The sequence below is a fragment of the Pseudomonas petroselini genome, from assembly GCF_045037875.1.
GTDB classification, from domain to species: Bacteria; Pseudomonadota; Gammaproteobacteria; order Pseudomonadales; family Pseudomonadaceae; genus Aquipseudomonas; species Aquipseudomonas petroselini.
This window is the reverse complement of record NZ_CP173614.1, coordinates 5,521,733-5,540,675: the sequence shown is the minus strand read 5'-3', so window position 1 is coordinate 5,540,675 and position 18,943 is coordinate 5,521,733. Positions and strand designations below refer to the sequence as shown.

The 18,943-nt window shown below is 59.1% G+C and carries 26 protein-coding genes; 10 read left to right on the top strand and 16 right to left on the bottom strand.

What is annotated here, in order from left to right:
- Positions 1–3 precede the first annotated feature (3 nt).
- Positions 4–303 (top strand): plasmid pRiA4b ORF-3 family protein, encoded by a 300-nt coding sequence (locus ACI512_RS25500; RefSeq protein WP_003425039.1) that lies wholly within the window; start codon positions 4–6, stop codon positions 301–303.
- A 92-nt stretch (positions 304–395) separates the two neighbouring features.
- On the opposite strand, the gene merB is transcribed toward ACI512_RS25500, so the two are convergent.
- From merB to merT, 5 genes are read right to left on the bottom strand one after another with little or no spacing between them, the layout of a single operon-like run.
- Positions 396–1,034 carry an organomercurial lyase MerB gene (gene merB / locus ACI512_RS25495; RefSeq protein WP_003425042.1) on the bottom strand — a complete coding sequence of 213 codons (639 nt, stop codon included), beginning with the start codon at positions 1,032–1,034 and terminating at the stop codon, positions 396–398.
- 12 nt (positions 1,035–1,046) lie between these two features.
- On the bottom strand, positions 1,047–2,729 hold the full coding sequence (merA, locus tag ACI512_RS25490) for a mercury(II) reductase (RefSeq protein ID WP_003425044.1): 1,683 nt from the start codon (positions 2,727–2,729) through the stop codon (positions 1,047–1,049).
- Between the two features lie 35 nt (positions 2,730–2,764).
- The gene (merC, locus tag ACI512_RS25485) at positions 2,765–3,199 is read right to left on the bottom strand and encodes an organomercurial transporter MerC (RefSeq protein ID WP_003425046.1); all 435 of its coding nucleotides are present in this window, start codon (positions 3,197–3,199) and stop codon (positions 2,765–2,767) included.
- A gap of 12 nt (positions 3,200–3,211) precedes the next feature.
- Positions 3,212–3,487, bottom strand: a complete 276-nt coding sequence (merP, locus tag ACI512_RS25480) for a mercury resistance system periplasmic binding protein MerP (protein ID WP_405121411.1) — start codon at positions 3,485–3,487, stop codon at positions 3,212–3,214.
- Positions 3,488–3,504: 17 nt separating this feature from the next.
- The gene (merT, locus tag ACI512_RS25475; protein ID WP_003425049.1) at positions 3,505–3,855 is read right to left on the bottom strand and encodes a mercuric ion transporter MerT; all 351 of its coding nucleotides are present in this window, start codon (positions 3,853–3,855) and stop codon (positions 3,505–3,507) included.
- 71 nt (positions 3,856–3,926) lie between these two features.
- Here merT and merR point away from each other — a divergent pair, with 71 nt between their 5' ends.
- Positions 3,927–4,358 carry an Hg(II)-responsive transcriptional regulator gene (gene merR, locus ACI512_RS25470; protein ID WP_003425050.1) on the top strand — a complete coding sequence of 144 codons (432 nt, stop codon included), beginning with the start codon at positions 3,927–3,929 and terminating at the stop codon, positions 4,356–4,358.
- Between the two features lie 482 nt (positions 4,359–4,840).
- Positions 4,841–5,080 carry a hypothetical protein gene (locus tag ACI512_RS25465; protein WP_236383593.1) on the top strand — a complete coding sequence of 80 codons (240 nt, stop codon included), beginning with the start codon at positions 4,841–4,843 and terminating at the stop codon, positions 5,078–5,080.
- A 301-nt stretch (positions 5,081–5,381) separates the two neighbouring features.
- On the opposite strand, the gene ACI512_RS25460 is transcribed toward ACI512_RS25465, so the two are convergent.
- From ACI512_RS25460 to ACI512_RS25440, 5 genes are all read right to left on the bottom strand, one after another.
- Positions 5,382–7,133 carry a DUF6119 family protein gene (locus tag ACI512_RS25460; RefSeq protein WP_405121410.1) on the bottom strand — a complete coding sequence of 584 codons (1,752 nt, stop codon included), beginning with the start codon at positions 7,131–7,133 and terminating at the stop codon, positions 5,382–5,384.
- A gap of 136 nt (positions 7,134–7,269) precedes the next feature.
- Positions 7,270–7,515, bottom strand: a complete 246-nt coding sequence (locus ACI512_RS25455; RefSeq protein ID WP_236383598.1) for a DUF6124 family protein — start codon at positions 7,513–7,515, stop codon at positions 7,270–7,272.
- Positions 7,516–7,855: 340 nt separating this feature from the next.
- Positions 7,856–8,845 carry a zinc-dependent alcohol dehydrogenase family protein gene (locus tag ACI512_RS25450; RefSeq protein ID WP_236383600.1) on the bottom strand — a complete coding sequence of 330 codons (990 nt, stop codon included), beginning with the start codon at positions 8,843–8,845 and terminating at the stop codon, positions 7,856–7,858.
- Positions 8,846–8,930: 85 nt separating this feature from the next.
- The gene (locus ACI512_RS25445; protein WP_236383602.1) at positions 8,931–9,356 is read right to left on the bottom strand and encodes a DUF6691 family protein; all 426 of its coding nucleotides are present in this window, start codon (positions 9,354–9,356) and stop codon (positions 8,931–8,933) included.
- A gap of 2 nt (positions 9,357–9,358) precedes the next feature.
- Positions 9,359–9,790 carry a YeeE/YedE family protein gene (locus ACI512_RS25440; RefSeq protein ID WP_236383604.1) on the bottom strand — a complete coding sequence of 144 codons (432 nt, stop codon included), beginning with the start codon at positions 9,788–9,790 and terminating at the stop codon, positions 9,359–9,361.
- A gap of 128 nt (positions 9,791–9,918) precedes the next feature.
- Between ACI512_RS25440 and ACI512_RS25435 the strand changes: the two genes are divergently transcribed.
- The 5 genes from ACI512_RS25435 to ACI512_RS25415 all read left to right on the top strand — a co-directional run bounded on the left by ACI512_RS25435 (position 9,919) and on the right by ACI512_RS25415 (position 13,377).
- A complete protein-coding gene (locus ACI512_RS25435; RefSeq protein ID WP_405121409.1) occupies positions 9,919–10,860 on the top strand; it encodes a hypothetical protein in 942 nt (313 codons plus the stop codon).
- A 106-nt stretch (positions 10,861–10,966) separates the two neighbouring features.
- Positions 10,967–11,200, top strand: coding sequence for a hypothetical protein (locus ACI512_RS25430; RefSeq protein WP_046036616.1), 234 nt, complete (start codon positions 10,967–10,969; stop codon positions 11,198–11,200).
- Between the two features lie 184 nt (positions 11,201–11,384).
- Complete coding sequence (locus ACI512_RS25425) at positions 11,385–11,945, top strand: nucleotidyltransferase family protein (protein ID WP_093541156.1); 561 nt, start codon at positions 11,385–11,387, stop codon at positions 11,943–11,945.
- 65 nt (positions 11,946–12,010) lie between these two features.
- Positions 12,011–12,451 (top strand): TspO/MBR family protein, encoded by a 441-nt coding sequence (locus tag ACI512_RS25420; RefSeq protein ID WP_405121408.1) that lies wholly within the window; start codon positions 12,011–12,013, stop codon positions 12,449–12,451.
- Positions 12,451–13,377 (top strand): alpha/beta hydrolase fold domain-containing protein, encoded by a 927-nt coding sequence (locus ACI512_RS25415; protein WP_236383530.1) that lies wholly within the window; start codon positions 12,451–12,453, stop codon positions 13,375–13,377. The genes ACI512_RS25420 and ACI512_RS25415 overlap by 1 nt, the downstream gene beginning before the upstream one ends.
- Before the next feature lie 188 nt (positions 13,378–13,565).
- Here ACI512_RS25415 and ACI512_RS25410 read toward each other — a convergent pair whose 3' ends face one another.
- The 3 genes from ACI512_RS25410 to ACI512_RS25400 are packed head-to-tail and all read right to left on the bottom strand — an operon-like array spanning position 13,566 to position 14,412.
- A complete protein-coding gene (locus ACI512_RS25410; protein ID WP_236383532.1) occupies positions 13,566–13,985 on the bottom strand; it encodes a DUF6678 family protein in 420 nt (139 codons plus the stop codon).
- Positions 13,986–14,002: 17 nt separating this feature from the next.
- Positions 14,003–14,224 carry a hypothetical protein gene (locus ACI512_RS25405; protein WP_236383534.1) on the bottom strand — a complete coding sequence of 74 codons (222 nt, stop codon included), beginning with the start codon at positions 14,222–14,224 and terminating at the stop codon, positions 14,003–14,005.
- On the bottom strand, positions 14,221–14,412 hold the full coding sequence (locus tag ACI512_RS25400; protein WP_236383536.1) for a hypothetical protein: 192 nt from the start codon (positions 14,410–14,412) through the stop codon (positions 14,221–14,223). Before ACI512_RS25400 ends, ACI512_RS25405 begins: the two co-directional genes overlap by 4 nt.
- A 553-nt stretch (positions 14,413–14,965) precedes the next feature.
- On the opposite strand from ACI512_RS25400, the gene ACI512_RS25395 reads away from it, so the two are divergent.
- Entirely contained in the window at positions 14,966–15,505 is a 540-nt protein-coding gene (locus ACI512_RS25395) for a hypothetical protein (protein WP_236383538.1), read from the top strand.
- Positions 15,502–15,987, top strand: a complete 486-nt coding sequence (locus ACI512_RS25390; RefSeq protein WP_405121407.1) for a GNAT family N-acetyltransferase — start codon at positions 15,502–15,504, stop codon at positions 15,985–15,987. Before ACI512_RS25395 ends, ACI512_RS25390 begins: the two co-directional genes overlap by 4 nt.
- A 179-nt stretch (positions 15,988–16,166) precedes the next feature.
- Here the strand turns inward: ACI512_RS25390 and ACI512_RS25385 are convergent, their stop codons facing one another.
- Genes ACI512_RS25385 through ACI512_RS25375 form a run of 3 tightly spaced genes read right to left on the bottom strand, consistent with a single transcriptional unit; the run spans position 16,167 to position 18,939 of the window.
- Positions 16,167–16,931: an ABC transporter ATP-binding protein gene (locus tag ACI512_RS25385; RefSeq protein ID WP_236383540.1), complete on the bottom strand. Its 765-nt coding sequence runs from the start codon at positions 16,929–16,931 to the stop codon at positions 16,167–16,169.
- Positions 16,928–17,932, bottom strand: a complete 1,005-nt coding sequence (locus ACI512_RS25380) for an iron ABC transporter permease (protein WP_015884998.1) — start codon at positions 17,930–17,932, stop codon at positions 16,928–16,930. Before ACI512_RS25380 ends, ACI512_RS25385 begins: the two co-directional genes overlap by 4 nt.
- On the bottom strand, positions 17,929–18,939 hold the full coding sequence (locus tag ACI512_RS25375) for an ABC transporter substrate-binding protein (protein WP_236383541.1): 1,011 nt from the start codon (positions 18,937–18,939) through the stop codon (positions 17,929–17,931). The genes ACI512_RS25380 and ACI512_RS25375 overlap by 4 nt, the downstream gene beginning before the upstream one ends.
- Between the last annotated feature and the right edge of the window lie 4 nt (positions 18,940–18,943).

Here is an 18,943-nt window from a genome sequence, read left to right as displayed (position 1 = left end):
TCCATGGTCAAAACTGTTCGCTTGCCAAAACCCGAACCTGATTTGTTGCTACTGCACATTGAATTGAAGTGGATCGAACCTGCCATCTGGCGCCGTGTGGCGGTGCCCGAGAACATCACCTTAGGCAAATTGCACGCGGTGATCCAGATCGCAATGGGCTGGCACGATGACCATCTGCATGAGTTTGAAATAGCTGGTGAGAGTTACGGTATTCCCGACTCCGATGGATGGGGGCCTCCCGTGAACTCGGAGACCCGCAAGACTCTGATCAAAGCGTTGAACGGGAAAAGGACATTCCGCTAGGTCTATGACTTTGGCGATGGCTGGGATCACCGGATCAAAGTCGGAAAGAGAAATCCGATGCCCACTCCGTAGGACATTGAGTCGAAATCCAATCACGATGTTCTCATTGGAAGGGTCTGCAACAGATGTCGATTAAGCTCCTGGCCCACGCCGAACGCCTCTTGGACGCTTACGATAGTCAATCCTTGATGCTTGGAGGCCCAATCTTCTGCCGCTGGGATAGATGCGAAGAAATGCACATGGCAACAGAAGGACTGACGAACGTCGGCCGCCTCCTGCGGCAATACCAGTGACACTGCCACGTCGGCAGGTTCAACAGCCTGTATCTCGCTGGGTGAAACCGTAAGCGAAACGGGTGCTCCAGTTGCAGCGCAATGCGACGAGACGCGAGCTGTACGGCCGATTAACGCCGGGAGCATCAGGGTGTCCAGCGCGCACCAGGCATACAGCCGGCGGTTGTCAATTTCCAAGACATGCGACGTCTCGCGCAAGGTGAGGACATAGCCGATGATGTTCCCATCGTTGTCGTATTCGGTACTGGTGGCTTGTTCGAGCACAGCCGCCACTTGCTCAGCGGGCCAGCCAAGAGTCCTGGCAAGCGTAGTTCGCGAAATCGGGCGTCCCTTGGCAAGTTCACCCAGTAGCGCGACCAAGAACTCCGCAAAACCTTTGGGCCGGTTGGTCGGGGTGAGACGTTCGGCGATCTCGGTAATGTAGCGGGCAAATTTCATGGTGCTCTCCATTCATCCAGCGCAGCAGGACAATTGCTTTACGTCCTTGGTGAAAGTCTGCGCCGCGAGCTTCAGGCCCTCGACCATGGTTAGGTAGGGGAACAACTGGTCGGCCAGCTCCTGCACGGTCATGCGGTTGCGAATAGCCAGCACCGCCGTCTGAATCAGCTCGCCCGCTTCCGGGGCCACCGCCTGCACGCCGAGCAACCGACCAGAACCCGCTTCGGCGACCAGCTTGATGAACCCTCGCGTGTCGAAGTTGGCCAGCGCACGCGGCACGTTGTCCAGGCTCAGCGTGCGACTGTCGGTTTCGAGGCCTGCGCGCTGTGCTTCCGCTTCGCTGTAACCGACGGTGGCCACCTGCGGATCGGTGAACACCACCGCCGGCATGGCATCGAGATTAAGCGTAGCTTCGCCGCCGGTCATGTTGATCGCCGCACGGGTGCCAGCCGCCGCCGCGACGTAGACGAACTGCGGCTGGTTGGTGCAGTCGCCGGCTGCATAGATATCCACTGCGCTACTGCGCATGCCCTGATCGATCTGAATGGCGCCGCGTTCATCCAACAGTACACCCGCCGCTTCCAGGTTCAGGCTTTGGGTGTTGGGCGTGCGGCCGGTGGCGACGAACAGTTGGTCGGCGCGCAGTTCACCGTGGTTGGTGGTCAGTACGAATTCGCCGTTGGCGTGGGTCACCTGACTGGCTTGTGTCTGCTCAAGCACGTCGATGCCCTCCATGCGGAAGGCTGCGGTCAGCGCCTCGCCGATGGCCGGATCTTCGCGGAAGAACAGCGAGTTGCGCGCCAGGATGGTGACGCGGCTACCCAGCCGGGCAAAGGCTTGCGCCAGCTCCAAGGCCACCACGGATGAGCCGATCACGGCGAGCCGTTGCGGAATACTGGCGCTGGCCAGTGCCTCCTCCGAGGTCCAATAGGGGGTGTCTTGCAGCCCGCGAATCGGCGGCACGGCCGCACCGGCGCCGGTAGCGATCAGGCAGCGGTCGAACGCGACTTCGCGCCCGCCCCCCTCGACCAGTTCGACGCTGAGCGTGTGGCCGTCCTGGAAGCGAGCGGTGCCACGCAGCACGGTGATGGCTGGTGTGCTCTCCAGAATGCCTTCGTACTTGGCGTGACGCAGTTCGTCGACAAGGCCTTGCTGTTGCGCGAGCAGCCGCTCGCGCAGGACGGTCGGCGGCGTGGCGGGCATTCCGTCATCGAACGGACTCTCGCGGCGCAAATGAGCCACATGCGCGGCGCGAATCATGATTTTCGACGGCACGCAGCCGACGTTGACGCAAGTGCCGCCGATGGTGCCGCGCTCGATCAGAGTGACGCGGGCGCCGGCTTCCACCGCCTTCAAGGCGGCCGCCATTGCCGCACCGCCGCTGCCTATGACTGCAATGTGTAGCGCGTCGCCGTTTTTGCCGACCTCGGTGTCGCTGCGCAACCAGCCCAGCGCCTTATCGAGCTGGCCGGGGCGCGGTTGTAGCGAGGCGACTTCGAACGACGCTTGATACCCAAGGGCCTCGACGGCGGCTTGCATTTGTTCACGGCTGACAGCCGCGTCGGCCGTCATTTCGGCCTTCCCACCGGCGTAGGAGACGTCCGCCCGGTGCACGCCGGAGATTCCCTCCAGAGCATCTCTGACGCGGTCGGCACAGGAGGCGCAGGTCATACCGTGGATTCGCAGTGTGGTCATAGCGTTTACTTCCTCAAATGGGTCTCTTTGCGGCATTACTGTTTTGGCTGTGGTGGGCAGGCACCCGGGGCGCAACGGGGGTGGGCGGGCGACACGAGATCCCAGATCGAGCCCCCAAGCATGAGGGCCAGACCGATATAGAGCAGCCAACCGCTCCGCCAGCCATAAGCCCGCATCAAAAACACCGCAGCCAAGACCAGGACAGGGCCTATCAGGCCGAGTGCAGTTCGCTGCCACTGCCGATGTTTGAGCCAGCCAAGGGAATTGACGAGCAGCGCCAGGGCCGCAAACAAGGGCAGTAGCGTGGTGATGAACAGGCCTTCCCACTGGCTCAAAAAGCCCAGACCGATTGCAGCGCCTAAGCTAGCCAGAGCAGGAAAACACGCGGCGCAGCCTAGGGCTGAAACCAGCACACCGACGGAACTGGCTTTGTCACCGATCCGCGTGAACAGATTGAGAGGATTTCTCATTGGTATTTCCTCCTATTGCTTGATGGTAGATGGATAGCCGGCATCCTCGGTCGCCTTGGTCAGGGCCTCGGAGTTGGTCTTGGCATCGTCGAAGGTCACGATGGCTTCGCGTTTCTCGAAACTCACCTCGGTCTTGGTCACGCCCTCGACCTGGGTCAGCGCTTTCTTGACCGTGATCGGACAGGCGGCGCAGGTCATGCCCGGTACCGACAGGGTGACGGTTTGGATGACGGCCCACACCGGGGAAACCACGGCAATGAGCGCGAGAGCGGCAAACAGCTTTTTCATGGGAGACTCCTGCCTGATCAGTAAAACAACGGGAGGATGTAGGGGAAACCGAGCGCGACCAGCACGAGTGCCATCACGAGCCAGAAAATGAACTTGTAGGTAGTTCGTACCTGCGGAATTGCGCAGGTCTCACCGGGTTTGCAGGCTTGAGCCGGGCGGAAAATGCGCCGGTAAGCGAAGAACAGCGCCAACAATGCCGCGCCGATGAAAAACGGGCGGTAGGGCTCCAGAACGGTGAGATTACCGATCCAGGCGCCGCTGAAGCCCAGGGCAATTAGCACCAGCGGGCCCAGGCAGCAGGTGGACGCAAGGATCGCCGCCAGACCTCCAGCGAGGAGTGCACCACGGCCCTTTTGTGATTCAGACATGGGTTCAACCTTTCGAATGTTTGATCGATGGGTTAAGGTTATTTCCGTAGTCAGGTACGGAGTCAAGCGGTATGAAAAACACTGCGGAAAGCCTGACCATTGGCGTCTTTGCCAAGGCAGCCGGGGTTAACGTGGAAACCATTCGGTTCTATCAACGCAAAGGGCTGTTGCCCGAACCGGACAAGCCCTACGGCAGCATTCGTCGCTACGGCGAGGCGGATATTGCACGGGTGAAATTCGTGAAGTCCGCACAACGGCTGGGCTTCAGCCTCGATGAAGTGGCCGGACTGTTGCGGCTCGATGACGGTACGCACTGCAATGATGCGCGTGTGCACGCCGAGCAGAAGCTCGAAGACGTGCGGGGGAAACTTGCGGATCTGCGGCGGATCGAGTTGGTCCTGGCGCAGTTGGTTGATGACTGTTGCGCGAGCCACGGGACGGTTAGCTGCCCGCTGATCGATTCGCTGCATGGAATAGATAGCCACGAAAACTTCGCGCCTTAGCCTACGATTTCCCGTTTCATTGCCCCCCTGTTTGTCGGCTTGAACAGGAAAAGAGCGGCGCTCAATGAGCCCCGTTGACTGGCCAAACCTACGGTCTGCTTTTAGCCACGCTCTTACCCTACAGAGCCGAGAGTCCTGATCACTTCGAATGCAAATGATTGGTCAGTTGCAACGCAAATGGGTGGTCAAGTGGGGTGCAATTTCGCAGTTTTTGAGTGTGAGCGCGTCAATCAGCGGTTAAAGGGGATTAAGGTCTGAGATGCAAGGCGGTGTAGTTCGGACGCTTACAGAAATCCTTTAACCAATGTCCTAATAACTGACTTCCAGAGCAGTGAAGATGATTCCGTATATCTACGGACTTCACGTAGAGACGCCCCGTCCCTATCGACGCTGACGTTTTCACACAGCCTGGTCCCGTAGCGGACGTTAGTTGCTCGATGGATAATCCGACGAGGTACTTATGACTTTGAGCGGAGAAACCCATGGAGCTTCATGAGCAATTGGATCAGGTCAAGGACGCCAATACCTTTCTGGCTTTTGCCCACGCCCTGGCGGAAGACAAATCGAATGGTGACTGGGAAAACGGGACGATAGAAGCCTTCCTGGACGGAGCTATTGAATGGGCCGAGGCCAGTAATTTTGGCGTCGATCAAGGCCTTCAACCCTCCAATCCTTGGCGGCAATTCGCTAATTTTTTGTACTGCGGAAAAATCTACGAGTAAACACGTGAAGTGTTTATTCGCTTTAAGCGTTGTGTCTACCAGGTAGCGGAACGGGCTCGGCTCCACCTCACGATCGAGCGATTCTGGTCGGTCACTGCCAATTGTCACTGGCTGCGTTGTAAAGTCGGGGGCAGACCACCATTGTTTTAAATGTGGTCTTACCCCAATTTTCCTCACATGTCGGCACGAAAACGCGAACAAGAGGAGGGATTTATTTTGTCTGCTTTTTTCTAGAAATACATCTATCCCCTTTTGGGACATCAGAAAAGTCGGGGGAGGAGGCCGACTTTATTCGAAGTGTTCACGGGGGCGGTAGCGGTGGCGTTAAGGAGATAGTTATCGCTGCTGGAGATAAGGTGTGCAGCGAGTTATTGGCTTGAGGTGTTAACGAGGGAGTGATGGGGGGAAGCTTTTCGATTAGTTCAAGACCAATGTTTACACCGAGCGCTCTTAGTCTATCGCATGCTGCTATTAAACTAACTTTGCTAAAAAATGGGATGCTAATTGAGCCGTTGGCATATCTTGTTCTCATTATTCCGTAGACTACTGTATAGTCAGATCGGACGATATTCTTTGTACGATTGTCTGGCAGTGTTGAAATGAATCCTGCACCGCCAGGTTTCTTTTTAAGTTCGGCTCGAAGTTTTTTTCGGAATTCAAGGTCGGAAACAAATGATTCTGCGCTGACTACGCCTTGTGACCATAAATGACTAATGGGGCCAGAAGATCCTCCATCTTTTAAGTGAATAAAATATTTATGTCTTGAATAGAAATCACAAGGTTCAAGGCTGGCATTATTTACGCCCTTAGGATTGAGCTTGGATCGGTCCAGTTTTATGAGGTCGGGGCGAGTTTTTTCTATGTGTGCTATCAGTTGTTCCTCATTGCGACAGGTCGTTGAGCCAATTATTGAATGAGGTGTGATACGTGCGAAATGGCTTTCAACTTTATCTTTGAAGAGTTTTGAAATGGTGTACCATTTTCCAGAAAAAATCACATAATGGGTTTGTTTTTTACCGTCGGAGGTTAAACTTGTTTCCCAATTAAAACAGTCATAGGTTTTCCAGGAAGTATCAAAAGTTGTGTTGTTCTGAGTTGTTGATGTAATTCGATGAAGTTGTTTTATTTCTTCGATGCTGTGAGTGCAATTTAGCCTCTCAAGCTCTTGAGCATATTCAACGATTGAAAGCTTCGTGAATTCAGTTCTTCTGCTACCAAATCCATTGAAGTGAAGGGCGTTACCCTCCACGTAGTCGAGAATCTCAGGTGGAGACATATGCAAGGTGCTATCCGTTGCAGCGCCGCGAATTCTTTGAATCTCATTGAATAACGAGTCATCTAACTCTTTGAGTGTAATTGTTGAGTCAACGATTTTTACGTTGTCAAACCATTCGTAATCTTTTTGGTATGCTTTGGAATTATACATCAATAAAATGGCTTCGCACTTGTCGTAAAACTCGTTTGGTCCGAGGCTGTCGACAAGGTGAAGCATATCTTTACCTGCAACAAATTTTCCGAATGTGCGATCCGAAGGTTTACCACCTGCGACACGTGCTAAATCACGAACTGTATCTATCCCAAATTCGCTAATATCAGAAAAATCGCTTGCTTGGACTCTTTTCTGAAAAGTTACAGCATCTGGAGTGGCTGTATCCAAAGTAAGTAATGAGCCTCGAGGTACGGCGTTGAGAGCAACTTTTAAGCCAAACTGATGAACAAAAGCTTCATCTTCAAGTACGATGTGTGCATATCCGAAAGTCAACGCGAACCATCGAGATTTTACTTTTATAAAAAGCACCGCTCCAGCACCACTAGCACTCAAGTTTACGGGTAGATCGCTAGTGTATGTCTCAAGCAGATTGAGCCACTCGGGAGTTTTGTTATAAATCTGGCCTGAGTAGAGAACTCCTTCTCCTGTTCCTAGCCATTGAGACGATGATAACTCTCTCGCCTGCCCCGGTGCATAATGTTCTCGAAAAGTATTTTCAGGCTTGAGTCCCTTTTTCACCAAGCGAACACTAATAGAGCCTACGTTGCCCGTTGTCCTTGCCATACCCCCTCCCCTGCATTTTGGACGGAAAAATCCCTTTCTCTGAGGTATGGTAGCAGAATGTAATCACTTGGTGTCTATAGCCGAATCGTTGTATCAGGCATGCAGCGATTCGGCGTAAAATGTGTGAGTCTTAGAGTTAATACTTAGTAGGGGCAGAGGCTTCGCGGTCGAGAAGTTCGGCCGTCAGTAGTACGCCCAACTCACTCAATTGGTGAATCGCCAGCGCAATATCTCGGTGTTTGCCATTCAAGTCTTCAGACAGATCAAGCAGCAGCGTACTGACTGAGCTAAAAGTCTCGAAGCTATTAGTGATGAGGCTTTCAGTGCTGGCGTCGTGAGTGACGGCGAAGAGGATGGTTGGGTCAGATGGAACTTTGATCATATTCGTAATTCCTAAGTCAGGCCGACACCTCATCGCTACTAAACGATAGGGTGGCAGCTGTACGCAGGTTAGTAGACCGGGGAATTACGCAAAGCCGGCGCGCCCGAAGGCGCCCTACGCACAGCCACCATCAAGCACAGACAGAAATGTCCGATGGATGAAGCTCATGCACTCAACGTAATTGAACCATCAGGCTACTAAACCCGATCACCGAGAAATTCAGCGACCGCGCCACCTTAGATTCGACCACCCCAGCGCACAAGCCGGCGGATTCTGACGCACGCGTAGGCAATCGGGCAACCCACTCCCCAGCTTTGGGAATTGTCCTAGGACGCCGCCCTCACACCCTCACCACCACCTTCCCAACCTGCTGGTTCGCCTCCAAAAACCGATGTGCTTCCTGCACCTCATCCAACCCAAACGTCTTCGCAATCACCGGCGACAACGCCCCCGACGCCAGCCCTTCCAAAATAAACGCCTTGGCCCGCGCCAACACCACCGGGTCAGCCACGATCTCGGCGTAGAGATACCCCTTGAGCGTCAAGCATTTGCCCAACACGGTAAACAACGGAAACGGTGTCGGCTCCGAGCTCAGCGCGCCGTACTCCAGCAATATCCCGCCCCTGGCCATGCTCTGGGTGAGCGCTTCAAAGCCCGGCCCGCCGATGGGGTCGAACACCACGCGGGCGCCTTGGCCGTCGGTCAATTGCATCACGCGTTCGACCAGGTCCTCTTCATCGCTGACGATGACATGGGCCGCGCCGGCATCCAGCAGCGCCTGTTTTTTCGCACGGGTGCGGGTCACGGCGATGGCGGTGGCGCCGACGCTGCGGGCGATCTGGAAGGCGGCCAGGCCGACGCTGCTGGAGGCGGCGGTCACCAACACCACGTCGCCCTGGGTCAGTTTGGCCTGTTCCACCAGCGCGCCCCAGGCGGTGACGTATTGCATCCAAGACGCGGCGGCTTGCACGAAGCTGAGGGTTTGCGGGTGTTTGACGGTGAGGTGGGCGGGCACGTTGGCCACTTCGCCGTAGGTGCCCCAGCGGGCGATGTCGAGCGGTGGGATGACGCTGACGGCGTCGCCCACTTGAATGTCGGTGACATCGGCGCCGACCGCGACCACCACGCCGGCGGCTTCGTAGCCCAGGCGGCTGGGGAATTCGGCTTCCTGCAGGTAGGCGTGGTTGCGGAACATCACTTCGGCGCGGTTGAGGCCGAAGGCTTTGACGTCGATTTGCACTTCATCGGCGGCAGGGGCGGGGACGTCCACGTCTTCCAGTTTCAAGACGCTGGCGTCGCCGTAGGCGTGAATCCTGACTATGCGTGCCATGAATGTTGACCTCGGTATTGATCCTTGAGGCGTTCAATGTAGGCCGGCGACGGTGTGAGATAAAGCAGAACGTCTTGCCCGTGTATCAAGCCTTGGCCGACCTGCGCGACTCCATTCCTTCAAACACCCACATTCCCACCCCCATCGCCAGCACGAACACCCCCACCTGCCATTGCCCCGTCAGCAACAATGCCACCGCAGGCCCCGGACACAACCCGGCGATCCCCCAGCCAACCCCGAACACCACGCTGCCGAGCACCAGCCGCCGGTCGATTGTGCGGTGGGTCGGCATCTGCATCGGCGCGCCCAGTAACGAGGTGCGTCGGTGCCTGGCGCAGTAGAAGAACACGCTGCTGACCACGAGCGCACCGAGCATGACGAGCGCCAGGGAAGGGTCCCATTCACCGGCCAGGTCGAGAAACCCCAGCACCTTTGCCGGGTTGGTCATGCCGCTGAGGTACAGCCCCAGGCCGAAGATCAGGCCGGCGATTAATGCGGTCAGTTTGCGCATGCTCAAGCTCCTAGCAGGTGGCGAGTCACGTAGACAGCGGCAAACCCGCTGCCCATGAAGCAACCCACCGCCACCAGCGAGCGCAACGACAAGCGCGACAGCCCGCAGATCCCATGCCCACTGGTGCACCCGGCGCCGTAGCGTGTGCCGATGCCGACCAGCAGCCCCGCCAGCACCAACGCAGCGCCACCGGCCTGGACCGAAACGCTGGGCAAGGTGCCGAACAGTGACCAGAGCCAGGGCGAGGCGAGCAGGCCGAGCAGGAACAGGCCTTTTTCAGCGCGCCCTTCGCCATGTTTGGCCAGCAGGCTGCCGAGCAGGCCGCTGATGCCGGCGATGCGGCCGTTGAGCAGGATGAACAGGCCGGCGCTGAGGCCGATCAGTGCGCCGCCGAGCAGGGAGGCCCAGGGGGTGAAGTCGGGAGAGAGGGTCATGGTGCGGGGCCTGCGCGGCGGGTGGGGGATCAAGCTTATCGATATCACGGTTTTGTGGGGAGGGTCATGAAACAAATGGGCGCGCTCACGTATCATCCGGGGCCACGCACGCACATCAGGAGAGCGGCATGTGGATTGGCCATCGGTTCGAGCGAACGGTGCAGGATGATTTGCTCATCCACTCGCACAACCCTGTGCAGAGTGCTGTCGTGTGGTGGGTAGGCGGGCTGGCCTTGAGCGTGCCGGTGGTGTTCGTGGTGTGCGGGATCATCGAGGGCTATTTGCCGCTGGTGGGCCTGCACTCGCTGTCCTCGCTGCTGATCGTGCTCGCGTTGCTGTTGATGCCGGCCATGGGGCTGTTCCTGATGGTGTACACCGGCATTCGCGAGACCTTGCGCTTGTCGCGACACGACGGGGAGGCGCAACGCCTGACCCGCAACGCGTTTGGGCGCCGCGAGCGTGTGCGTCAGGCGTTTCGACTCGATCACCCACACGCCCTCGAACTGCGCCGCCGCCCACAGGCGAAGCCGATCTACACCCAGCTGTGGTTGGTGATGCGCGATGGCACCGAGCACCGCTTGACCCCCGACAATGTTCCGGTGGTACCGGGCAGCCCGCGCACCGAGCGGTGGCTGGCGGAATTGGCCGGCTACCTGAACCTGGCGGTGCCAACCGACGTGATCGATGCGTCGGCGCCGCGCGAGCCGCCTTATAGGCCTGCGCCATCCCCGGCCAAGGTCGCTCGCGCGCAAAAAGCAAAAGAGCCTGCGCCTTCAGCGGAATCGACCGAGGCTGTCGGCCTGCCCGCACGCGGTCTGCTGGGGCTGCTGGGTGCGTTTTTGGCGGTGTTGGAGCTGTCGCAGCTCTTCGCACTGGTGCCCGCGCTGTTCACGGGGCGACTGCGGGTCAGTGGTTTTCGATCCCGTGCAACGACCTTTTATTGGGCGGAGCAACCCGTCACCTTTTCATTCAACCTGCTCATCGGCGTGGTCGAGGTGGTGATCGTGGGCTATATCGCCTGGGCATGCCTGCGCATCGCGTTTCAAGGCCGGTTCAAGTCGGCGCCCTGAGCGCAGGTTAATCAAAAGCCGCCCCTTTCTGTTCCAGCCGGTCTACCATGCCACCCCCGGCAGTGGTTCCACGCGCTACCGATCTCTCTCTTTTAAGGTATCGCCCATGTCCATCGACCAGATCAGCCTGCCCAAAGGCGTAGGCCCCCACGCTACCAAGCTTTTCGACGCCATCACCGGCGCCGCCACCCCTGAAGAACTCAACCGCGCCGGCGGTAAAGCCGAAGGTTTTGTGCTGGGCCTTGAGTCGACCAAGGCCATCAAAAGCCAGGTCGCCGAGTCGTTGTATGTGGTTTACGATGACGCGGCGACTCACCGTGCGGGTGAGTTGAAGGCTTGATCATCGGTCGGTCCTCCTGGTGGCGAGGGCGCTTGCTCCCGGTGGGCTGCGCAGCAGTCTCAAAACCGGCTGACGCGGGTTATCAGGCAAAACACGGACGCCGATGAGGGCCGCTTCGCGCCCCAACGGGAGCAAGCGCCCTCGCCACAAGGGGCGCTGCGGGTAAGTTCAAGAAGGAATGCGCATGACATTGACCGTCGACGCTTTGCTCAACCTGGCCATGGCCAACCCCATCAATGCCGAGATTACCGCGCGCCTGCCCGACCTTGGCGTGGACCAGTGCTTTCTCACGGCGGGCTGCCTGTTCCAGGCGGTGTGGAATCATCAGTCGAACCTGCCTGCTGACCAGGGCGTCAAGGACTACGACGTTTTCTACTTCGATACGGACCTGTCCTACGAGGCTGAGGATGCGGTGATCCGTGCGGCCGAGGTGCTGTTCCAGGACCTGGGCGTGAATGTTGAAGTGAAAAACCAGGCGCGGGTTCATCTGTGGTATGGCCAGCGGTTTGGTCGGCCGTATCCGCAGTTGCACACGGCCAAGCAGGGGATTGATCGTTACCTGGTGGCGGGTACGTGCATCGGCTTGGAGATTGCGACGGGTGAGGTGTATGCGCCGTATGGTTTGGAGGATGTGGAGCAGGGTGTGCTGCGCATCAACCCGCTGCATCCGGAGCGGGAGTTGTTCGTGCAGAAGGCCCGCAGTTATCAGGCGCGGTGGCCTTGGCTGAACATCGTGATGCCCTGAATTGCAGTGAACTTTTACCCGTGTCCTACGCGTCCAAGCTTGAAATGCCCAGCCAAGGACCGACCATGACCTTCTTCATCTTCCTGCTCGCCTGCGCCGCCGCTGCCAGTACCGGCATCATCTTCAAACCCGGCGCCTGGTACGAATCCCTGGTCAAACCCAGCTTCACCCCGCCCAATTGGTTGTTCCCGGTGGCATGGACGATCATCTACCTATTGCTGGCCTGGGCCGGTTATCGCCTGAGCCTTATCCCAGGCAGTCAAATGGTGTTGGCCCTGTGGGCGGCGCAGATCGCGTTGAATACGCTGTGGACGCCGGTGTTCTTCGGCGCCCATCGCTTAATGGCGGGGATGGTGATTATCGCGGTGCTGTGGGTGACCGTGGCGGCGATGGTGGTGCTGGCGGTGCGCCTGGACCTGATCACCGGCTTGATCCTGTTCCCTTACCTGGCGTGGCTGTGTGTGGCGGCAGCGCTGAATTTCTCGATCCTGCGGAATAACCGTTGATGGCCTACACACCCTGGCCCGCCAGTGAGCCTGAACGGGCCGAGATGCGCCGTTTCAACCAGAAACTCGCGTGGATGCCACGTTTTAAAATCCGCAATCGCGTTACGCCGCGCCTGATCCAGGCGTTGTTGCGCGCCAGTCAAAAGATCAAGCGGGCGCCGGTGGCTGAGACCCGACTCGTGGGTTCAGTCCCGGTGCGCATCCTGCGGCCGAGCGGCAAGCCCAAGGGCGTGGTGCTGGACATCCATGGCGGCGGCTGGGTGATTGGCAATGCGCAAATGAACGACGACCTCAACCTCGGCATGGTCAACGCCTGCGACGTGACGGTGGTGTCGGTGGACTATCGGCTGGCGGTCGACACGCCGGTGGAGGGCCTGATGGACGACTGCCTGGCGGCCGCCCGCTGGTTGCTGACCACCGATGAATTTGCCGACCTGCCGGTGATCGTCGTCGGCGAATCGGCCGGTGGGCATTTGGCGGCGGCGACGTTGCTGGCGTTGAAGCAATGGCCGGACGTGCTCAAGCGGGTGAGCGCAGCGGTGCTGTATTACGGCGTCTACGACCTGACCGGTACCCCGAGCGTGCGCACGGCGGGGCCGCACACGTTGTTGCTGGACGGGCCGGGCATGGTCGACGCACTGCGCAGGCTGACGCCGGGGTTGAGCGATGAGGAACGTCGCCAGCCGCCGTTGTCACCGTTGTATGGCGATTTCGAAGGCCTGCCTCCAGCGCTGATGTTTGTGGGGGAATTGGACCCGTTGAAGGATGACACGCTGTTGATCGCTGAGCGGTGGCCGGGCGCTGAGGCGCACCTGTTGCCGGAGGCGGCGCATGGGTTTATTCATTTTCCGGTGGCGATGGGGAGGAGCGTGCTTGCTTATAGCCGCCAGTGGATCAGTGCCCGACTGGGGATGACGACGGGATGATCATTCAAGCGGCCATGCCGACTCTAACTTGTGGTGAGCGGGCTTGCCCCGCGCCAGGGTCGCAACGGTATCCCAGACACACCGGGGCGCCTGGGTTTGGGGCGGCTTCGCCACCCAGCGCGGGGCAAGCCCGCTCACTACAGTGAGGGTGGCTGAAGCGGCGTCGCCGCAGAATCCGCCGCTGTACGTTATACCGGCGGAAAGTCATCGTAGGATTTTGGAAGGTAGCCCCATATTCTCAGCACATCGGCCTTCACTTCAAATTCGAAGCCTATCTGCGAGACAATCTGAGAGATTTCCTCGGTATGGTCAATATACGTTGGTGGCAGTAATACGCCCAACGAAGGCGCCTCTTGCCACACGCCGATGTCGAGCCATTCGACATACGCAAAAGGGAACGGCAGGTGGTAAAACCATTCCACATCCCATCCCGAGATATGGCCTGTGATGCATTTTGAGCGATACGAAGGTACCCACTCCGAGCGCTGGCGCATGTGCGTAATCAGTTCGTTCCACTTGGTGTTGTTTGCCGCGCCTGCCAGGCTTCTTGCCGCGACGGTGGTCTGGATGGTCTTGCGGTTTTTATCATCCTGGCGCGCGTCGGCCATTGGGAGTTGTGTCATCTTCAGCCCTTTTGGTTCGCATTCACGACGGTGACCTTCCTGGCTCCCAACTGGGTCAGCCTTTCGTCGAGTGACTTGAGCAGTCTGATCGTGCCCGTATCGTAGTTTTTCAGCTGACGGCCCGCTGTGTCTTTGTTGTTGCTTACGGTGACAATCATTTCCATCAGCCCATCCGTTTTTTTGGCTTCGATCTGCTCGTCAATGATGTCCTGGGTCACGGTCATGCTTCGTACGGTGTATTCGATATCGGCGGCGAGCTTCTGGAAGTTGTATCGCCTGGCTGTTTGTTTTGTGCGGCATCCAGAAAATCGTTAGCCTCATCCCGCGCCTCTTGGCGTGATTGCAGAGCGTAGGTTCCTGTCAGCGTGAGTAGTGAAGTCAGCACAGCGGTCACTAGAGAGTTTTCAGCCATCAAGATGCTCCATTTCAACCAGGCGTCAGGCTCTGACCATCTGCTCATACGACGCTTTTATCAGTGAGCCGCACTCACCCCAAGCCTCTCGCGCAAGGTCTTGTATCATTTGCGCCAGTGTCTCGATGTCCATAGTAGAGGCGCTGATGCATGCCAAGCGTCCGGGCGACCAATCCACGACGTCGCACTGAGGATACTTCACCAATAACCAGGGTAGGGCCGCCTTCGGCGACTCCGTACCTGTGTACATGAAGTCAAAATACGGCTCAGAAGTGCCTTGCAGCGGATACACCACGACCCAGGCGTTTGTTGGGCCAGGGAACCACAGGGTGACGTGTCGGTACGCCCATTCCGGCCCGCCTTGGGTGATGTGGTGCAGTACGTCGATGACAGACCGGCAGCCGAGGATGGGAATGGGGGAGGGCATAGGTCGTTCCTGTTGGAAGGTGGCGGGCGCAGATATATCACGACACACCCGTCCGCTAAACCTATCCACTTTTTCCTACTGCCCAGGTAATCTCTCGGCCCCACCTATTCAAGCCAAGGACAGCACGTGAAGTTTCTACAAGGATGCGTCGGTTTATCAGCGCTCTACCTGCTGGCAGGCTGTGAGCAAGTCACCGAGAAGACCCTGCGCTTCGACGTGCCCTATGGTTTCTACGAAACAGGCTGGCGCCAGAACGTCACCGGCAAGGGCCAGTTGACCTGCAAGGTCGTCACCGACACCCAGGACCGTGGCGAAAAGTGGGTGCCGTCGGTGATCCTGGCGGCCGCCGAGGATGCTGCCGAAGACGATACGCTGTTTCTCTCCAGCTATTCGCCAGCCGGTACGGACCAGCGGATTTTCAACCTGCGCACGTTCAATAAGGCCAAGCCGATCATCGATACGCCGATTCATCAAACACTCGATCAGAACGGTGTGTACACCCTGCGCCTGACCTGGCAAGCCGATGGTGCCATTGGTTACCAGGTTGAAAATGGCGGCACCTGGGAAGAAAAGAAGCGGGTGGTGAAACCCGGTTTTACGGTGCGCCATGTGAGCGTGCATGCGTCGGGGATGAAGGGCAGTGCGGTGTGTGAGTTGCGCCAGTGATCATCCGGCCGGTTGCAATGGGGGATGTGCCTGAGGTGCTGGCGTTTGTGCAGCAGGCGCGTGCCGAGATGTTCCCCAAGTTGCGCGATGCCGGCATGCCGGATGACCTCGCGTACTTTGCTTCGATTTATCTTCAGGGCGAAGGCCGATTTTTGATCGCCCGCAACGATGGCCAAATTGTTGCGGCCATCGGTTATCTGCCCTATGACGGGCGTTTTCCGCAGTTGAACTACCAAGGCCGCAAGACGGTGGAAGTGGTGCGCTTGTTTGTAGCACCAGCGTTTCGCCGTTTTGGCTTGGCGGGGCAGTTGTACCGTGCGCTGGAAGCGATGGCGAAAGCCGATCGGGTGGAGGTGATGTACTTGCATACCCATCCGTTTTTGCCGGGCGCAATTGAATTTTGGGTTCGGCAGGGGTTTGAGGTCGTGGATGTGGAAGCAGACCCGGTGTGGCGGACGACGCATATGCACAGGGCTTTATAGACCAATGCTCCGGGGGGGCTTGTTGTAGTGAGCGGGCTTGCCCCGCGCTGGGCTGCGAAGCAGCCCCCTGAAGCCATACGCCCCGGTTCGACCTGGAGGAATGCAGCGGCCTTATTGTGGCTGCTGCGCAGCCCAGCGCGGGGCAAGCCCGCTCACTACAGTAACGCTTTACCCCGGCTTTAGACTGGGCGTAGCCGCAGGATTTTCGCCCCATCAAACGGGTCTGTCAGGTAGTGCGCCTGCACCCCAAACGTCTCCTGCAACCGCTGTGGTGTCAGCACGTCCAGTGGTTTGCCCAGCGCCACCAACCGCCCGTGGTCCAGCACCGCCAAGCGGTCACAGGTCAGCGCCTGGTTCAGGTCATGCAGGGCAATCAAGGTGGTGACAGGCAACCGTTGCACGCCCTCCAAAATCCCCAGTTGATGCTGGATATCCAGGTGATTGGTCGGCTCATCCAACAATAGGATCTGCGGCCGTTGCGCCAATGCACGGGCGATGTGCACGCGTTGGCGTTCACCGCCCGAGAGGCTGCGCCAGGCGCGCTGGCTCAGGTGGGTGGCGTCGACGTCGTGCAAGGCCTGGTTCACGATGGCGTCGTCATCCAAGGACCACGGGCTCAACGCCGACAACCACGGCGTACGGCCCAGCGCCACGGCGTCGAACACGCGGATGGCGTCGTCGGTGTCGGCCTGTTGTTCCACCACCGCCAGTTGCTGCGCGATGGCGCGGCGGGACAGGCTGCCCAGGCGCCGGCCGCCCAGTAATACTTCGCCGGACGCGGGTGTACGCAGGCCGGCCAGCAGTTTGAGCAAGGTCGATTTGCCCGAGCCGTTCGGGCCGACGATGCCGAGGGTTTCGCCCAGGTGTACGTCCAGATGAATGTCGCGCAGCAGCTCGGCCTCGCGCACCTTGAAACCCAGGCCGGAGCAGCTCAGAACCGTCATCGCGCGTTCCTCCGGCCGATCAGGATCAGCGCAAACACCGGCGCGCCCACCAGCGCCGTGACCACGCCAACGGGAATCACCTGGCCCTTGATCAGCGTGCGTGACAGCACGTCCGCCGCAATCAAGAACAATGCGCCACCCAAGGCGCTTGCCGGCAGCAGGCGCGAATGCCCGGTGCCGAGCAGCAGGCGCACAGCATGCGGAATCACCAGCCCGACGAAGCCGATGGAGCCGACAATCGACACCATCACTGCCGTCACCAGGGCCGCGCAGCCCACCAGCACAAACTGCACCCGGCGCACCGGAATGCCGAGGGACGCTGCCGAGTCGCTGCCAAAGGTAAACGCATCCAGCGCTCGACGGTGCCATAGGCACACGGCCAAACCCACGACCGCCACCGGCACCGCCAGCCACACCGATGGCCAGCGCACACCGCTGAGGTTGCCCAGCAGCCAAAACAGGATGCCGCGTGCCTGTTCGGAACTGGCCGATTTGGTGATCAGGAACGCGGTGAGCGCATTGAACAACTGCGAACCGGCAATGCCCGCGAGGATGATCTGGCCGGTGCCGCTGGCCGATCCGCTGGCACGGGCCAGCAGGATCACCAGCGCAAACGCCGCCATCGCACCGACAAACGCGCCGGCCGACAACGAAATCAACCCGCCGCCCACGCCCATCAACGCCACCAATACCGCGCCGGTCGATGCGCCGGCGCTGATGCCCAGCAGGTACGGATCGGCCAGCGGGTTGCGCAACAGTGATTGCAGGATCACCCCGCACGTCGCCAACCCCGCACCGCAGGCGGCGGCGACCAGTGCGCGAGTGAGGCGGTAGTTCCACACCACGCCTTCATCGATGGGGTCGAGCACGTAGCCGGCCGCCCACAGTTTGTTGGCGAGCACCTGGAGCACGACCTGCGGCGAAATGGCGGTTTCGCCGATGGCCACGCCGGCGAGTACGGCGATCAGCAGCAATGCCAGGGCGAATAGGGTGCGCATCATTTTGGCAGGTCGTAGCCGTCGATGGCCGTGGCCAGTTGTTCCAGGCCGTCGAACATGCGGATGCTGGCCTGCAACGCCAGGGCGTCGAGGATGATAATGCGGTTGTTTTTCACCGCGTCCATGTTGCGGGTCACCGGGTCGCTGCGCAGGAAAGCGAGTTTCTTTTCATGGTCGTCGGCGGGGTAGCGGCGACGGTCCATGCGGGCGATCACCAGGAAGGTCGGGTTGGCCTTGGCAATCGTTTCCCAGCCGACGGCGGGCCACTCTTCATCGGACTGCACCACGTTGGACAGGCCGAGGGTTTGCAGCATGAACTCGGGAATGCCTTTGTGGCCGGCCACGTATGGGTCGCTGGCCATCTCCGAGCTGGAGAACCACACCAACGCGCTGGCCTGCTTGAGGCCTTTGCTCTGCACGGTGGCGACGGATTTGGCCAGGCGCGCCTTGAGTTCGTCGTTCAACTGCTGGCCGCGATCCTGTACGTCGAAGATCTGCGCCAATTGGCTGATGCTTTTATAAATGCTCTCGATACGGAACGGCTCCAGCCGCGTGCCGTCGGCGCCCACCAGGTTGTCCTTGCCTTCGCAGTCGGAGGGCAGCAGGTAGGTGGGGATCTTCAGTTCATGGAATTGCTCGCGGGTGCCGACCACACCCTGCGGCCCGACCACCCATTCCAGCTCGGCGGCCACCAGTTGCGGGCGTTTGGCGATCACGGCTTCGAAGCTCGGCTCGTTGTTGGCCAGGCGCTCGATGCGGTCGTTCTGTGCCTTGTACTGCGGTAACACGCGGTTGAACCACAGCGAAGTGCCGACCACTTTATCGCCCACGCCCAAGGCGTAGAGCATCTCGGTAGCGGCTTGGCCGATGGTCACGCTGCGCGCCGGCGCCTGCTGGAAGGTGAGGCTACTGCCGCAGTTTTCCACGGTGAGCGGGTAGTGGGTGGGCGCGGCGTGGGCCTGGGCACAGAAGCCAATGCCGGTGAGCAGGGCGGTAACGCGTGGCAGCATGGGA

Excerpts from the sequence above, each read along its gene's own strand:
- ACI512_RS25500 (WP_003425039.1), top strand. The coding sequence starts at position 4 with ATGGTCAAAACTGTTCGCTTGCCAAAACCCGAACCTGATTTGTTGCTA.
- merB (WP_003425042.1), bottom strand. The coding sequence starts at position 1,034 with ATGAAATTTGCCCGCTACATTACCGAGATCGCCGAACGTCTCACCCCG.
- merA (WP_003425044.1), bottom strand. The coding sequence starts at position 2,729 with ATGACCACACTGCGAATCCACGGTATGACCTGCGCCTCCTGTGCCGAC.
- merC (WP_003425046.1), bottom strand. The coding sequence starts at position 3,199 with ATGAGAAATCCTCTCAATCTGTTCACGCGGATCGGTGACAAAGCCAGT.
- merP (WP_405121411.1), bottom strand. The coding sequence starts at position 3,487 with ATGAAAAAGCTGTTTGCCGCTCTCGCGCTCATTGCCGTGGTTTCCCCG.
- merT (WP_003425049.1), bottom strand. The coding sequence starts at position 3,855 with ATGTCTGAATCACAAAAGGGCCGTGGTGCACTCCTCGCTGGAGGTCTG.
- merR (WP_003425050.1), top strand. The coding sequence starts at position 3,927 with ATGAAAAACACTGCGGAAAGCCTGACCATTGGCGTCTTTGCCAAGGCA.
- ACI512_RS25465 (WP_236383593.1), top strand. The coding sequence starts at position 4,841 with ATGGAGCTTCATGAGCAATTGGATCAGGTCAAGGACGCCAATACCTTT.
- ACI512_RS25460 (WP_405121410.1), bottom strand. The coding sequence starts at position 7,133 with ATGGCAAGGACAACGGGCAACGTAGGCTCTATTAGTGTTCGCTTGGTG.
- ACI512_RS25455 (WP_236383598.1), bottom strand. The coding sequence starts at position 7,515 with ATGATCAAAGTTCCATCTGACCCAACCATCCTCTTCGCCGTCACTCAC.
- ACI512_RS25450 (WP_236383600.1), bottom strand. The coding sequence starts at position 8,845 with ATGGCACGCATAGTCAGGATTCACGCCTACGGCGACGCCAGCGTCTTG.
- ACI512_RS25445 (WP_236383602.1), bottom strand. The coding sequence starts at position 9,356 with ATGCGCAAACTGACCGCATTAATCGCCGGCCTGATCTTCGGCCTGGGG.
- ACI512_RS25440 (WP_236383604.1), bottom strand. The coding sequence starts at position 9,790 with ATGACCCTCTCTCCCGACTTCACCCCCTGGGCCTCCCTGCTCGGCGGC.
- ACI512_RS25435 (WP_405121409.1), top strand. The coding sequence starts at position 9,919 with ATGTGGATTGGCCATCGGTTCGAGCGAACGGTGCAGGATGATTTGCTC.
- ACI512_RS25430 (WP_046036616.1), top strand. The coding sequence starts at position 10,967 with ATGTCCATCGACCAGATCAGCCTGCCCAAAGGCGTAGGCCCCCACGCT.
- ACI512_RS25425 (WP_093541156.1), top strand. The coding sequence starts at position 11,385 with ATGACATTGACCGTCGACGCTTTGCTCAACCTGGCCATGGCCAACCCC.
- ACI512_RS25420 (WP_405121408.1), top strand. The coding sequence starts at position 12,011 with ATGACCTTCTTCATCTTCCTGCTCGCCTGCGCCGCCGCTGCCAGTACC.
- ACI512_RS25415 (WP_236383530.1), top strand. The coding sequence starts at position 12,451 with ATGGCCTACACACCCTGGCCCGCCAGTGAGCCTGAACGGGCCGAGATG.
- ACI512_RS25410 (WP_236383532.1), bottom strand. The coding sequence starts at position 13,985 with ATGGCCGACGCGCGCCAGGATGATAAAAACCGCAAGACCATCCAGACC.
- ACI512_RS25405 (WP_236383534.1), bottom strand. The coding sequence starts at position 14,224 with ATGACCGTGACCCAGGACATCATTGACGAGCAGATCGAAGCCAAAAAA.
- ACI512_RS25400 (WP_236383536.1), bottom strand. The coding sequence starts at position 14,412 with ATGGCTGAAAACTCTCTAGTGACCGCTGTGCTGACTTCACTACTCACG.
- ACI512_RS25385 (WP_236383540.1), bottom strand. The coding sequence starts at position 16,931 with ATGACGGTTCTGAGCTGCTCCGGCCTGGGTTTCAAGGTGCGCGAGGCC.
- ACI512_RS25380 (WP_015884998.1), bottom strand. The coding sequence starts at position 17,932 with ATGATGCGCACCCTATTCGCCCTGGCATTGCTGCTGATCGCCGTACTC.
- ACI512_RS25375 (WP_236383541.1), bottom strand. The coding sequence starts at position 18,939 with ATGCTGCCACGCGTTACCGCCCTGCTCACCGGCATTGGCTTCTGTGCC.